The sequence below is a fragment of the Rhizocola hellebori genome (assembly GCF_016862955.1).
GTDB lineage: Bacteria > Actinomycetota > Actinomycetes > Mycobacteriales > Micromonosporaceae > Rhizocola > Rhizocola hellebori.
In genome coordinates, this window is record NZ_BONY01000050.1 from 24,043 (window position 1) to 38,605 (window position 14,563).

Annotated in this window: 12 protein-coding genes; 5 read left to right on the forward strand and 7 right to left on the reverse strand. The window is 65.0% G+C overall.

Annotation, left to right across the window (positions count from 1 at the left end):
- Positions 1–626 precede the first annotated feature (626 nt).
- A complete protein-coding gene (locus tag Rhe02_RS32385) occupies positions 627–779 on the forward strand; it encodes a hypothetical protein (protein ID WP_239124198.1) in 153 nt (50 codons plus the stop codon).
- Positions 780–927: 148 nt separating this feature from the next.
- Here the strand turns inward: Rhe02_RS32385 and dnaN are convergent, their stop codons facing one another.
- The 5 genes from dnaN to Rhe02_RS32410 all read right to left on the reverse strand — a co-directional run bounded on the left by dnaN (position 928) and on the right by Rhe02_RS32410 (position 4,520).
- Complete coding sequence (dnaN, locus tag Rhe02_RS32390) at positions 928–2,031, reverse strand: DNA polymerase III subunit beta (protein ID WP_203912233.1); 1,104 nt, start codon at positions 2,029–2,031, stop codon at positions 928–930.
- A 240-nt stretch (positions 2,032–2,271) separates the two neighbouring features.
- Positions 2,272–2,865 carry a GNAT family N-acetyltransferase gene (locus Rhe02_RS32395; protein ID WP_203912234.1) on the reverse strand — a complete coding sequence of 198 codons (594 nt, stop codon included), beginning with the start codon at positions 2,863–2,865 and terminating at the stop codon, positions 2,272–2,274.
- Positions 2,866–3,148: 283 nt separating this feature from the next.
- The gene (locus Rhe02_RS32400; protein WP_203912235.1) at positions 3,149–3,535 is read right to left on the reverse strand and encodes a hypothetical protein; all 387 of its coding nucleotides are present in this window, start codon (positions 3,533–3,535) and stop codon (positions 3,149–3,151) included.
- Between the two features lie 238 nt (positions 3,536–3,773).
- Positions 3,774–3,929 (reverse strand): hypothetical protein, encoded by a 156-nt coding sequence (locus tag Rhe02_RS32405; protein WP_203912236.1) that lies wholly within the window; start codon positions 3,927–3,929, stop codon positions 3,774–3,776.
- Between the two features lie 132 nt (positions 3,930–4,061).
- Complete coding sequence (locus Rhe02_RS32410; protein WP_373320737.1) at positions 4,062–4,520, reverse strand: carboxymuconolactone decarboxylase family protein; 459 nt, start codon at positions 4,518–4,520, stop codon at positions 4,062–4,064.
- 147 nt (positions 4,521–4,667) lie between these two features.
- Here Rhe02_RS32410 and Rhe02_RS32415 point away from each other — a divergent pair, with 147 nt between their 5' ends.
- Entirely contained in the window at positions 4,668–5,549 is an 882-nt protein-coding gene (locus Rhe02_RS32415) for a sigma-70 family RNA polymerase sigma factor (protein WP_203912237.1), read from the forward strand.
- A 705-nt stretch (positions 5,550–6,254) separates the two neighbouring features.
- Here the strand turns inward: Rhe02_RS32415 and Rhe02_RS32420 are convergent.
- Positions 6,255–6,395 (reverse strand): hypothetical protein, encoded by a 141-nt coding sequence (locus Rhe02_RS32420; RefSeq protein ID WP_203912238.1) that lies wholly within the window; start codon positions 6,393–6,395, stop codon positions 6,255–6,257.
- Between Rhe02_RS32420 and Rhe02_RS32425 the strand changes: the two genes are divergently transcribed.
- Positions 6,394–6,981, forward strand: coding sequence for a hypothetical protein (locus tag Rhe02_RS32425; RefSeq protein WP_203912239.1), 588 nt, complete (start codon positions 6,394–6,396; stop codon positions 6,979–6,981). The two genes, Rhe02_RS32420 and Rhe02_RS32425, sit on opposite strands and share 2 nt — an antisense overlap.
- Before the next feature lie 102 nt (positions 6,982–7,083).
- Here the strand turns inward: Rhe02_RS32425 and Rhe02_RS32430 are convergent, their stop codons facing one another.
- Positions 7,084–7,500: a hypothetical protein gene (locus Rhe02_RS32430; protein WP_203912240.1), complete on the reverse strand. Its 417-nt coding sequence runs from the start codon at positions 7,498–7,500 to the stop codon at positions 7,084–7,086.
- 560 nt (positions 7,501–8,060) lie between these two features.
- Between Rhe02_RS32430 and Rhe02_RS32435 the strand changes: the two genes are divergently transcribed.
- On the forward strand, positions 8,061–10,397 hold the full coding sequence (locus Rhe02_RS32435) for an endo-1,4-beta-xylanase (RefSeq protein WP_203912241.1): 2,337 nt from the start codon (positions 8,061–8,063) through the stop codon (positions 10,395–10,397).
- A gap of 328 nt (positions 10,398–10,725) precedes the next feature.
- Positions 10,726–14,232, forward strand: a complete 3,507-nt coding sequence (locus Rhe02_RS32440) for a choice-of-anchor D domain-containing protein (protein WP_203912242.1) — start codon at positions 10,726–10,728, stop codon at positions 14,230–14,232.
- The last annotated feature ends 331 nt before the right edge of the window (positions 14,233–14,563 follow it).

The window sequence follows — 14,563 nt, forward strand, 5'->3', positions numbered from 1 at the left end:
CCGCACCCTGTATCGCCAAATGCAACCCCGGCGCACCATGGACCGCAGCACCTGAACCCGGCTCAAGCCGCTGCCTCCATCGCACCCCGCCCCGCCGACCTCAACTACGACGTGCAGACCTCCCTGGCCGTCCGAGCCGCATGCCCACAACTGGATCGGCTCGCCAGCCACATCACCGCATTCGCCAATGCGCCGCGCTGGCCTCGGCCACCACCCAGCGCGGCAGCAACACCAGCCTGTTCCAGTCGTCCTGCGCAAGCTCGCCCTTGGCCGTCACACCCGCGACGGTAGCCCACGGCCGGGCAATGTCCGCTTAGGACGCATGGGCTTTCGACGCAGTAAAGATGTGCTGCTGGACCGGGTACGAGGCCGACTTCGTCACCGTGCAACCCGGCCAACAGCCCACTCCCCCGCGCCATCACCGCCACCCTGACCCTGGCAGCAGCACCGGCGGGCATATGTGTGCGCTGACCGGATACGCGTCACGACACTTCCCCGCAGTCCGATTCGGCTATATGTGCCGCTCTTTGTAAGGACGGTGCTTTGCCATCACGGATGACATCTACGTTTGCGACAGGACCGAACCCAGTAGGTGCTGACCTTCTGGCACCGGCCGCTTGCACGCCATGACCGACGCGTTCACCGAGGCCGGTTTCCGCATCGCGGTCATCAGTGAGCCGCCCTTCTCGCTTGACACTCCCCGCGAGCTCCTCCCGCCCGGCATCGGCGACCGAGCAGCCTTCATCTGCTTCCTCTTCTTCGCCCTGGACGCACGCTGACGTCGCAGGCACTCCCGACCTCAAACCGGCGTCGTCCTTCTGCTACACAATCACGCCAGCAGCGTCCACGACCTCGTCTGGATTCGCCGTGATGAGGGCGTTCGCGGCCGCGTCTCACTTCCGATCGATATCAGCACCGTGTGAGTCCTCAAGGCAGCCGCAGCGGGACGATTAGGTAGCGCAGGCGTGTTGGGTCATCACCGCTGGGGTCGCTGAACACGGTGGGGCGTATGCCCGCCTGAATTTGCATCGTTACGGCGCTGCTGGTGAAGCCTTGCAGAGCGTCGGCAAGATATCCGGCGTTGTAGGTGGCGGTGCAATGTCCACCGCGGACGGTAGCCTTGATCGTTTCCTCTGATTCTCCGGCTTGCTCGTCGCCGCCACGTATCACCACGATCCCATCGCCCAGGTGCAGGGACACCCGGCCCTGCGATCCGCTGTAAAGCGTCGCGCGGGCAACGGCCGCGGCCAGTGATCGGGCGTCGATCGTCGCGGTGGCCTCGGGCTCGGCTAGGAACAATTGCTGCACCTGCTCGTCGGGGTAGGGCTGGGCCAGCGCGGCGCATCGCACGCTCACGCCGGGCCACGCGATAGCAAACTGGTGCGCATCGGCATGCAGGGTGACCACAGCGGTAGCGCCGGCCAGCTTGACCGTGTCAGCCAGGAAGCCGGCCGGTACCAGCACATCAATCTCACCGGTGGGCGACCAGGGCGGTGCCGCGGCCGCCATCCGGAACCGGTCGGTGGCGACCATGGACAGACCTTCGTTGCGGCCACGCAACCGGACCCCGGTAAAGATAGGCAGGGCATCGCTTTGGGCAGCGGCGCCGGCGACCGCGATGGCGGTTGCGTGCAGGTTCTTGCCGTCGATGGTGCCAGCGGTGGCAGGCAGATCGTCCAAAGCAGGCAAGGCAGATTGGTCCAGCAGGGGCAAGGCGAACCGCGCGTTGGGCGTGCGGATGGCCAGCCGGGAGCCTTCAGCGGTCAACCGGATCTCGGCCGCATCCAGCGCCGCGACGGTGGCAGCCAGGTTGCGCCGCGATACCAGCACGCACCCGGTCTCATAACCGGTGCAGGGCAAGGTGACCCGGACCGTGACGTGACCATCGGTCCCGGTCAGATCGAGGGCGTCAGTGTGCACCGTGAGCAAGACCGCCGAGGTGTTGGCCGAGGTCGCGCGCGGCGACAGCGCCCGCACGACAAGCGCGGCGGCCCAAGCGAGCCGTGCTGTGATCACAGTCAGATCAGCCATGCCCGCAAGCTACCGGCCGGGTCCGACACTCCCAGGGGATACCGACCGCACAGCGTGGACCAGAGCTGAGCCGCTTCGATGATGACGGTGACGGTCTTGCCCGCATGGCGCCTGCCGAGCCTGAGGAAAGGTCCAAGAATGTCGATGGTGCTGCAGCGGATGCACTGACATGCCGTTGTTGAGGACCTCTCCGCTAGCCTGACCGTCAACGCGCAGCAACCGGGGCGGGTTAGCTGTCAGTCATGTGTGGTTGCCCAGTCGTCGCCGCACCACACGCCGCCGCAGGGTGGGCGAGGCCACTACCTCGTAACCGGCCGCGAGGAAGACCTGCACCAGCCCGACCGAGGCCTCGTCCCAGATCACGGTCTTGCCCGGCGGCGGCTCGATCGGGTAGCCCTCCAAGACGCGGGCGCCGACCTGCTCGCCGTACTCGACGGTGGCGGCGGCCAGCTCGTAGGTCAGCCCCGACTGTCGCCGGCCCTTGCGCACGACGAAACACGTGACAGACCAGACGCCCTCCAGCTCGGGGTCCATCCGCATCCACGCCTGCTTGCGGGTCCACAGCCTGGGGTAATTCTCCCGCGGCTCGACCGCGACCCAGCCGGCCGCCTGGCCGTCGACGTAACCGATCAGCCCAGAGGTCGGTCCGGCGGTGCCGCAGGCGGTTTGCTCCAGCAACGCGGCATCCCTCTGCTCCTGGGTGGTGTCGCGCCAGATCCAGCCGGGCACCTTCAGCGCTTGGCAACGGCACTTGTGGGCTGCCCCCGTGGCGAAGACCGCCTCGACGTCCTCTCTCGCTGCTTGATTGGCCGGGAGCCAGGTGAAATCGGGCATGCGACCACCCTAAGGTCCCAGCCAGACAACTTTGAAGCCGCACCCGCACCCGCTGTCGCAGATCGCAAACCCGAGCCACGATGACGCGCCGCCGGCTGCTCCAACTGGCACCAACAAGTAGCGGCTCAGACAATCCCGCTCTTTGAAGCCACCATCATCCAGTCGAATGCCCAGTACTGCAGGCAAAATGCATGGGCGCCAATGGTTTAGAGGCCTCTGTCGAGATCAACCCGAAGCGATCTAGGCATCTGGTCTTACCGATGAGCGGACCGCCCGGACGGACTCACTGTCGTGGGCCGTCTCCTGTTCGCGTCAAGCGCTCGCGACTCAGATATCGAACCGGCTTGCCCAGCGACTCCGCGTAGGCAATCTCCCGTTGGGTTGACTCACCTATGTAGCCGCCCGGATCCACGATGTACACCTCGTCAGCCATGCGAATCTTTTGGAAGTGTACGCTGCCAAGCCGCCCCTTCAGGTCCGAGCTGTCGACTGTCCAGTCGTAGTCCGGCAGATCGGGCAGGCTGAACATTCCGAGGCTGATCACGACGCAACCTTCCATCGTGAGGCGCTGGTTGACCTCCGCGAACTCAGTCTCGAACTTGGTCGAGCCGCAGAGCGTGATGACCTTCGCCTCACCCTCGGCCGGCTGCGGCGCCTGCTGGTCCTTCATGAGGTTCATAATCGGTGAACGGCAGGACGAGGCTATCGCCGCCCCCTGGACGTCCGCTCATGGCCGCGATCCGCACATTGATCTACCGAACCAGGTTGTACGCAAGGGATCCGCCTGCGTGCCCGCAACGCCGACCCGCGTCAATGATCCGCGGGCATATTGATCTTCGCCGCTTCTCAAAGTGGGTGGCGGCATCGGAGGGCGTGGCCCGGTCGGGTCAGACTCGGTCGGATAGGAATCATCCGACGCAGTTCGGGTCCAGCATGGCGTTTTCGTCTTGCAGTGCGTCCTGGACGGCGGCGGGATAGGCGTAGGAGAACAAGTACACCCGGCATTGATCAGAAAATACCTGGTGATCGTCGGCGCGGTCAGCGGCGCCTGCGATCGCGAACACAGCCGGGGCATGGCCCGGCGGCTGCGCGTGCAGGCGGCCGCCGCGGCGCTGGCCCGCTTGGCGGCGAGCCGGCTGCCGACGACGGCCCGGTTCCGGCGCCGCGCCTGCCCTGACAGGCAGGCCCGGCGCCGGTCAGCCCCAGTTCTGGCCCGCGGGCTGGCGGGTGGTGGCGTTGATGCGGTTGAAGAAGTTGGTCGTCGCGATCCACAGCACCAGCGCCGCGAGCTCGGACTCGCTGAAGTGCTTGGCCGCGGCCTCCCAGATATGGTCGGGCACCGGGTCCGGCCGGTCGGCGAGCCGGGTGGCCGCCTCGGCGAGCTCCAGGGCGGCTCGTTCGGCCTCGGTGAAGTAGTCGGTCTCGCGCCAGGCCGCGACGGTGAACAGCCGCTCGTCGGTCTCGCCGGACTTGCGCATGGACCGGGCCCCGGAGTCGACGCAGGCGCTGCAGCCGTTGATCTGGCTGGCCCGCAGGTGGACTAGTTCCAGCGTCGACTTGGCCAGGCCGGCCGAGTGCGCGGCCTTGTAGAGCAGGTTGATTCCCTTCACGGCCTCGGGGAGCAGAGCTGCGGGGTTGTTCATGCGTGCCTGCACGGCATCCTCCATTAGGATCTTGGGGTTCGCCGGGCCTGTCACATCGGCCCGATCTCGTTCGTCATCGGTATGACGGGCCGCTTCCGACAGATGTGACAGATGTGGCCTGTGTCACATTCGATGATGATTCAGGAAGGTAAGACAGATATGCGGGATCAGGACGGGCTGGCCGAACGCTTCGAGCAGGACCGGGGACGGCTGCGCGCGGTGGCGCTGCGCATGCTCGGCTCGTCGGCCGAGGCCGACGACGCCGTGCAGGAGGCCTGGCTGCGACTGAGCCGCACCGACGCCGCCGAGGTCGACAACCTCAGCGGCTGGCTGACCACCGTTGTCGGCCGGATCTGCCTGGACATGCTGCGTGCGCGCAGCACCCGGCGCGAGGACTTCCTCGACGACCAGATCGACGACCACCTCGCACCCGCTGCCACGGTCGCGGGAACCAATCCCGAACAGGAGACGCTGCTGGCAGACTCGGTGGGGCTGGCCCTGATGGTCGTGCTGGACACCCTCTCCCCCGCCGAACGGCTGGCGTTCGTGCTGCACGACATGTTCGCGGTGCCCTTCGACGAAGTGGCGCCCGTCATCGGCAAGTCGCCCGACGCCGCCCGGCAGCTGGCCAGCCGCGCCCGCCGCCGGGTTCAGGGCCAGGCGCCCGACAGCGCCGTGCAGGACCAGGCCCGCCGCCGCCAGGTCGTCGAGGCGTTCCTGTCAGCCGCCCGCGAGGGCCGCTTCGAGGCGCTGCTGAGCGTGCTCGACCCGGACGTGGTGATGCGTTCCGACGCCGCCGCGGTGCGGCTGGGCTCGGCCGCCGAGATACACGGCGCGTCGACGCTGGCCGACTACTGGAACGGCAAAGCCGCCGACGCCCGCGTCGCGCTGCTCGACGGCATCGTCGGAGCCGTATGGGCCCCCCGCGGCAAGGTACGTGTCGCGCTCTCCTTCACCGTGACCGACGGCCGGATCACCGCCATCAACCTCACCGCCGACCCGCAGCAGCTCACCGAGCTGGACATCGCGATATTCAACTGAGCCACGCCTTTCCCCGTTGATGCGACGGCGAAGGCCGACGACTCGGTGACAGCCGGGACACCTGGGCGCAACAACCTTTGCGGCGCCTGCGGTGACAAGCGCATCGATGAACCGCAGCACGCTTGCTGCTGCAGCGTCGGTGCGGCTGCCGGTGAGCAGATCGGGCTGATCCTCAAGGGGCCCAACCGATTTGGCGGCCCTGCCTGCGTTGGCGGGCCGCCACCTGGGCCGGACCGGCTAGCTGCATCGCCAACTTCGGCCTACTCAGGGCAGGTCTCAGATAGCGGTCCCGCCGCGACGAGTCGCTAGGCATGGTCGGCTGTAATCGTGGTCCAGGGCCCTTGTCTCATATGGATCCCGCTCATCAGACGGTTCCCTGACTTGTCGCAGATCGCAACCACGGCCGGACAATTGCCCGCCGTAAGGGCGAAGACCACGTGTGGTGGGAGCGTCCGAGGTGCGAATCGCCCGACATTGGAATGATCAGATGTCCGAAGGTCAACGCCAGCAATTCAGGGTCACCCGTGTCCGCAGGCGGTTCCGTATTGAGACCAGGTAATGACCACTGCGTGTTGCGGGCTGACAAAGTCTTAGCGACGATCCTTCCAATCTGGATCGCCGCGCCATGATTCGCTTTCCGTGCCCGCCAATGCCTATGGGGCAGCGTGGATCCGGCTGGTAGCCGACAATACGGAGAGGGAGGTGCTACATGACCACGTCATTGCCGGCACTGCGTACCCGAAAGCGCAGCCGGATCAAGGCACTCATGCTGCCATTGGCAGCGGTCCTGGCACTGGCGTTGATGCAGAGTTTGGTGGCCTGGCCGGTGTGGGTGACCGTCGTCATGTCGATCGCGGTGCTTGCCATGGCGGTCGTGTTGGCGGTCCGAAGCCGGGGACCGGCCGAATATGCCGCTGAGTTGCTTGTCGAGATCGACAGGCGGGGATCCAAGTTCGTCGCACCGCAATGCCTCGCACGCTCGTCCAACATCCCCATGGCGATCACTATCTATTTGGTGGGCACTACGACTTTGGGCGTGACAGGGGGCTACGTTCGCGGATGGCAAGCCATCGTCTACGCGGTGATCGCGGTGATCGCCGGGGCGACCACGGCCGTTGGCGTGTATCGCGGCGCACATCGTGTCACCTTCCGCCCGGAAGTCATCGAGCTGCCGTACGTGCTTGGCTGCCGCAGGATCCCTTGGGACCAGCTCGCACCGAACGGACCGCTGCAACCTCACAAGGCCAAACATCCGATCACGATCATTACTGTCCGGGCGCCCCACTTTTATCGGACGTTTTCCAGCCTCGTCGACAACCGGTTCCTCGCTGAGACGATCCGTCAGTACGTGGACAACCCGCATCATCGCCCTCAGATCGGGACCGCAGCCGAACACGACAGGCTTCGTCAAGCGATCCAGCTGCGGCCATAGCGGCGAGGCATTCATAGGGATCATCCTGGTGATCCCAAGGTTTCTGAATCGGCGCGTCCCTCACCGCAACCCTGCTCTATCGTGACGTGCCGAATTAAGGATCTAGCGCGGATCCGCTTGTGACGATAAAAAGCCGTCTGCATACATTATGGCTTCAGCCACGTACTTAATATTTTCCCGGTCGATCCCTTCGACCACCTCGCGCAGTAACACCGGATATGTGCCCGAGAGGCTGGCCACTATACGCAGAATCTTCGCAGCCTCATCGTCGGTAAGCCAGTCGCCGGTATCCGCTGTGAGTGATCCCGAGTCGAGCGCCGGCATCGCAGCTTTAAGATCCACAGAAGCCTTCTGGCCGTCCGGTTCCACAACAATAAAGCGCCGAAACCCTGGATGCTCCAGCCAGAGACCGTGGCGTCTGAGGAGAAGAACTGCAGCCTCGTAAAGAAAAATCCCGGACGCCCCCCGCATCAACAGGTCGGCAAGCTTTTCGCCGGGCATATCTGATATGGAAGTCATAGTGGACCTCTCTGGTTGTGACCGTCAACGGCGACGGATCGGTCCAATTCTAGGTACACGGATACCCCATTCGGGGATAAGAACGGTCGGGCCTGCAGTGAAACCAGATCCGGGATTTGGGTGCCCAGCCGAAGGAACGCGCACAGCACCAGTCTTACCGAGGCCCTGCACTCGATATTTCAGATAGGGGCCTTGGTGGACTCGTTCGAGGTCACATCTAAATGAGACGGCCGATCAATCCTCAACGGAACAGCTGACCTGGGGTCGGGCCATGTGGACCCATAGCCGGGGCAGCGCCGCGAGTATCCCGAGCGTGCCCTGGCGGGGATTGGCGTGCTTGGCGATGATCAGTCTGCACATCTGGTTTAGGGCCGCCTTGATCGGCAGGGAGCGGCAGCTGACCTCCAAGTAGGTAGGTGCGCCGGTAAGGAGTATTCCGTTTGTCTTGCACGATTTGATAACCGGCGGTACGTTTTCCAGATCAAGACCTGCCGATGGTTGAATGCCCATGGCCTGAGCGGATTGGTGCAAGCAGGGACATGTATCTCTGGAGAGTTGGCGTGCTTTTTGCGCTTCTGGGATCTGCGATTGTCGTTCCGGCCACCAATCCGGCTGCGGCGGCGCCTGGCCGTCTGCGGGATCTGGCCCAGGCTGCTGGTGTCAAAATCGGTTCGGCGGTGCGAGCCGCTCCGCTGAATCCGGACCCGGCGGTTGGCGACGAAGACTACCGTGACTGGGCTCGCGAGCAATTGAGCACACTGACCGCCGAGAACGAGCTGAAGTGGGATCACGTCGAGCCGGCCCGGGGCAGGTTCAATTTCGCCGCCGCAGACACGATTGTCCAGTTCGCACACGAGACCGAGCAGACGGTGCGTGGGCACACTCTGGTATGGCATTCCGCCTTGCCCGCGTGGGTGAGCGCGCTGAGTGGTGATCAGCTGGAGGCGGCGCTTCAGACCCATATCACTTCGACCGTAAGCCATTTCGGCTCGGACGTGGCGATCTGGGACGTGGTCAACGAACCGCTCAACGATAGCGGATCGCTGCGCAGCGGTGGTTCACAAGGCTTCTGGAAGGACAGGCTCGGCGAGGACTACATCGACGAGTCGTTTCGCTGGGCGCACGCCGCGAACCCGACCGCCAGGCTCTACCTCAATGAGTACGGCATCGAATCGGACTCGCCGAAGGCACGCGGGCTCTACGAACTGGTCAAGGGTCTGCTCGCCCGAGGCGTGCCGATCCACGGCATCGGATTTCAGACGCACAAACTTGAAACCTCAAGGCTTTCCGGGCTTGCCGACAGCCTGCGCCGCTTCGCCGACCTGGGTCTGGAGGTGGCGATCACTGAGCTCGGGGTGAAGCTGCTGACACCCGCCGGCGGCGACAGCCTTGGCCGCCAAGCCGACGTCTATGGCTGGGTGACCGCGGCGTGTCTGGCGGTGCCGCGCTGTGTGTCGGTGACGGCTTGGGGTTTCACCGACAGGTACTCGTGGATCCCGGCGCCGGGCGCGGCCACTATGCTCACCGACCAGTACGTGCCCAAACCCGCCTATTACCGGGTGCGCGACGTGCTTGCGGCCGGCCGCCCAGCAGCCGATCCGGTAGCGGCCTGGCGGCTGGACGAGCCCGCGGGGACCATCGCGACGGATGCGTCCAGCTCGCCACAACGCCACCCGGCCCAGGCGGATCCGGGGGCCCTCGGCCATGAGGGCCGCCAGCCCTTCCTGAGAGCCTTTAAAGGCAACGGGATCGACTCCGGTGCGACGACGGCGCCAGCCGAGTCAAACGCCATGCGCACCAACGTCTCGTACACCTTATCGGTGTGGATCAAGCCCGCCTCCACCACGGGTGATCAAGTGATAGCCAGTCAGGACGGCGCCAACGTCAGCGCCTTCACCTTCGGGCACACCGATGGCAGGTACTATCTGGCCGTCCCGCTGGCCGACACGACCGATGCGGGCGTCGACCCGCAAAGGCTGTTCTCCCAGACTCCAGTCGTTATTGGACAGTGGAACCATGTGGCTGCTGTGTGGGACAACCCCTCTGGACATCCGCGGCTCTACGTCAACGGCGTGGCCGAACCCGAGGGTCCACTGTGGAACCGCGAGACCTGGGCCTCTACCGGAATCTTCCACATCGGAGAGTCGCGGGCCGGCCAGCACTTCCACGGATCCATCAGCGACCTGCGGGTCTACCAGCGCGCACTGCCGTCCACCGAGATCAAAGCGCTGGCCAGTCCTGTGGTCGGGCAATGGGGTTTTGACGGGCACACCGGCGACGACAGCTGGTTTCACCGCGACGCCGCCGCACGCAACGACGCCACCGTGGCACTGCTGTGGGCCACCGACCGCAAATGCCAGGCCAACAAGGCGATCAGCCTGACCGGCACCCAGCTCATCGACACCCGCGGCGGAGCACCGCTGTTCACCGACCGCTCCTACAGCCTGTCGGTCTGGGTCCAACTCGCCGACACCGACAGCGACCAGGTGGTGCTGGCCGCCGACGGCACAAGCATCAGCCCGTTCTACTTGAGGCTCAAACGCGGCACCGGCGACGACCATCGCTGGATCTTCGCCGTTCTGAACGGCAGCGGCACCCAGCAGGTGGTGGCGACCTCCGAACAGAAGGCGGAGGCTGGCGCATGGACCCACCTGGTCGCCACCTGGAGCATGGAGACCGGACAGATGCAGCTGTTCGTCGACGGAACAGTCAGCGGCACCAACACGGTGCTCAGTTCAGCGGCAGCAACCGAGAACGGTTCACTCCATATTGGAGTGTCGCAGCTCGGCAACCTCAGGGGTGCGATCGACGACGTACTGGTCTATCAACAGGTCCTGACCCAGCCAGAGATCTCGGCGCTGTACCTGCAGTACGAGCCGAGCAGGTGCCAACCTTGAGCCACGCGAACAACGCTGGAACGCGGCGGTCGTCGTCCGGACCCGGCGGGAGATCGAGCTAGGCCAAGCGGTTATCGAAGCGCTGACCGACTACCTTCGCAGTGCCGCAGACCGGTCGAGCTCGGTAGGGGTGCTTCGAAGCTCCGGGGCTCGGTGGGTCTTGGTACGGCCGATATCAGTCCAATGTAGATGGCCAGAGGGTCCCGGAGTGGGAAGGGACCGGTGTCCCGCCGAGATCGGGCCAGATTGGGGGCAGCTGCCTCATTCGCCACCGTCGCGGGCGAATCTACCGTTGGCGCTACTCGATGACGAGAGGGGCGTGTCGACCATGGCATTTCGAGCTTTGGCGCTTAGCGGCGGCGGCGCACGCGGTTCGTTTCAGTTGGGCGCGTTGGCCGCGATCTATGACGCTTACGGATTCCGCCCGGATTTCATCTCGGGCACGTCTGTGGGCAGCGTGAACGGGATCAAGCTGGCAACTGCGAGACCGCCGGTTGTCAACAATCCGACGGCGATCCTGGCGTCGGTCGCGGCCGGCAATCCTGATTCGGGGATTGCCGCGCTGCGGGCGCTGGAGGTGTTGTGGAACGGGATCATGGCGACGGGTTTTTTCGCTGTCCAGCCGGCGTTCAAGGGTACGTTGATTGAGGATCTGGCAGAGTCGATGAACGCGGAACCGACCGGGGATCCGCCACTGAGCGCGACGGTGGGCGCAGAGATAGACAAGCAGGGCGCGTTGCTAGCGACGCCGATCATCAGCACCTTCTCCGGTCCTGTTGCCGCCGACAAGCTGCAGCAGCTCAAAGGCACGGTGATGGCCGTGCTCACCCAGAATTCGATATTCAATCTGGACCCGATCAAAGCCCTCTTGAACGACCGGACCCACCTCAAACCGGAGGATCTCGCCACCGGAACGCCCCTGTATTTGGCCGCGGTGGCGCTGGAAAGCGGACGGCTGCGCTACATCGACGGCATGGGGAACCTCACCGAGCGCGATGGGGTCACCCCCGTGCTTTCGGCGCTGACGACCGCTGACATCACTAGAGCACTGGATGAGAACCTCGCCGCTATCCCGGCCGCCCGCGCGGCTCAGATCAATGGTGTGCTGACGCGATACCTCGCCGCGATCGCCGCGATTACGGCCGGACGGGCAACTTACCGGGCTAGCTCCACGACGAACGCGCAGCGAGTCGCGGTGCTGCGCGACATCGCTCGCAATACCGAGCGCGCCACCTATCTGCTCGATGCGTTGCGCGCTCAGATCCAGGGTCTGCGCCTGATGGTCAGGGTCGATCCGCGGCAGGGGGTCCTCGCTTCGGCCGCCATCCCCGCGTTCTTCGACCCGATCGTGTTCGGTGCCGAGCGCTATGTCGACGGCGGGCTGCGTGAGCTGGTCCCGATGGAAATCGCCGTCCAAAGTGGTGTCACCGACATCGTCGGCATTTGCTGTTCACCGCTTGAACTGCCGGCCGTTGACGACATGTCCAGTGCGGGTCTTGCCGCGGTCGGTTTGCGGGCCCTCACCGAAATCGCGCTCAACGAGGTGACCGACAGCGACATCGTGGCGGCACGGGCGAAGGGCATCACCTGTACTGTGATCGCGCCGACGTTCAACGTGCACTCCTCTTTCACGATGAACCCCACGCTCGTTGAAATCAGTTCCGAGTACGGCTGGATGCGCGCGTGTGACGAGATGCAGCCGGCATCCGATGCCGACCGCGCCGATTTCCGGCGATTCTCGGATCTGATCACCACGTTCCGCATGCGGGGTTACCCGTTGGATCGCTACATCGAGGAGAACACCTCCTTCTACCAGGCGGGTGGAATCCGCGATTCCGTTGCGACAATGCGAACTTACCGATGGCTCATCCGCGAGCTGCTAGCCATGCGGGCGAACCGGGGCCTTCCTCAGCATCCGCAGGCTCGGCGATGGTGGACAGGCTGGTCGCGTCAGCTGCGCAGCCTTCCGCCATTTGGAAGGTCCTCGGTGTGGTCGCGCCTTGCGGTTTCGAGCAGCAATGGGGTGGAAATACTTGTCGCGGAGGCTGTCTCCGATCCGGACACGTATGCACCCGACACCGGCGCGCTTGTCGACGCCGGGAACGACCGGGTCTACTGGATCGTGCGCGGTGCCGTGTTCCAGGCACTGGGCGAAACCGAAGCCACAACAACACATACACCGGTGACGGCGGTGCCGCACGGCACCATGATAGGGCTACAGCGTGTCCCAAGGGGCAGCCACCTGATGGCCGAGCAAGGGACTCCAAGCGACATCTGGATTGTCCGCAATGGAATGCGATACCGGTCCACACCCGCCACGGTAACGGCAAGCGGAATGGGCGGGCAGGCGGTGGCGATCGTGCCGCCGGGCGGGCTGAACCAGATTCCCGATGGCGGCTCACCTCACTGGCTCGGCGGGCTTTTCCTGTCTGACAGCGCGGGCAATGCCGTAGACCGCTGGGAGCCCACGCCTCAAGTGGAGGGCTCATCGAGCGTGAGCCAGGTGATGCTCTTCAACCGATCCGGGCGACCGGTTCAGGTCACCGGGCTGGCAATTACCAGCAGCCAGGACACCGGTAGCCGCCCGATGTTCGCGGTGAACCGTGCTCTGCCCCTGTCTGTCCAGACAAGCACGTTGATGCGAATCGATGTGCAGACAAGTCCGGTCTCGCCCGGGCCGGTCACCGGCAGCGTCTCGGTGACCTGTGACGACCCGACCGTGTCCCAATTCTCGGTACCGCTGGTCACCTCCGTGACGCCGCTAGGCCGGCACGGCCGGCTGGAGATCAGTCCGGGCAGCGTCGACATTGGACGCGTCCGGGTCGGGCAGCCGGCCGGGACCAACGTGACGCTGACCAACATCGGCACGCGCGACCTTTCCATCGTTGACTTGAAAATCATCGATTCGGTACCGGAAGGACAATTCGGTATCCCGGTCTCCCCCGCATACCGCCTAGGCCCCGGTGCCAGCACCTCCGTTCACATTGCCTGCACTCCGACGCAACGCGGCAGGCTGACGGCGACCCTGTCCGTGGATATCAGTAGCGAAACCGATACCCCACACCCGTTCCGGCAGCACGGCCAGATGACGCTCAGCGCGACCGCAATCGCGCCCGTGGTCTTCCTCTCCGACACGCCGCTGCCGCCTCGCCTAGCCTCGCCCATCCGGCTCGACCCGGTGGATCGCGGCCCGACCCTGACCACGCCCGTAGGCCTGTTGGCGGTTGAGCTGATCCGGCTCGACTTCGGCGAGTCCCCCTCGGGCACCACAGCTGTCCGCACCTTCTGGGTCAGGAACGTTGGCGATGCCCCGCTATCCGTCACCGGTGTCAACACCTACAACCAGGGCGCGTTCGGGTTTCCCAACCTCACGGTCCTTCCGGCCGTTGTCGCGCCCGGCGGTGAGATCGCCATCGATACCAACTTCCTCGCGCCGCCGAAGCCCGGCACACCGGTTGAGTCACAGCTGGAGATCCTCACCGACGACCCGTTGCGCCCGCGAGCCCAGCTCACGGTGGTGGGTCGCGCGAGCGGGCCGCACCTGAGCCTGAACCCGATCGAGCTTCTGAACCTCGATTCCGGGTTGCCGCCCGCGGGCGAGCTCACGATCACCTCCGACGGCACCGATCCGGTGTCGCTGACGAAGGTCGGTGTCACCGACAGCGCCTTCTCCTACAGCGGTTTCCCGCCATTGCCGGCGACGCTCGCTCCAGGCACCGTGCTGACCATCTCGGTGACCTATACCGGTACCAACCCGGGCCGGCATGTCGGGCACCTGCAACTGGAACACGACGGCAGGGTCAGGTCATCGGTCATCCTCCAGGCGAATGTCTGACCAGCCCATGTGCGCATTCGACCGGGGTCGGTGTGACTCGCGGGAGACTTGAGCTCCTCCTAGGAAAGGTCGATGTCCAGGCGATCGACGCCGACCCGGGGCAGCTCACCGCCCGACTGTCGGGTGCCGCTGTCGGCACCTCGCGTATCTGGAGCCTGACCACCCGCAACTCCGGCGGAACGGCTACCTTCGCGCCAGACACGGAGTCGCCTACCGCAAGGACACTGTCCACAGGTTATGGGATCGCTCTACAAGTATCTCGATCGCGCACAAGAAGTGGGCCAGCTCGCTGGCATCGGCGCGCGACACCCGGTGTGGCCGCGCGACTTTC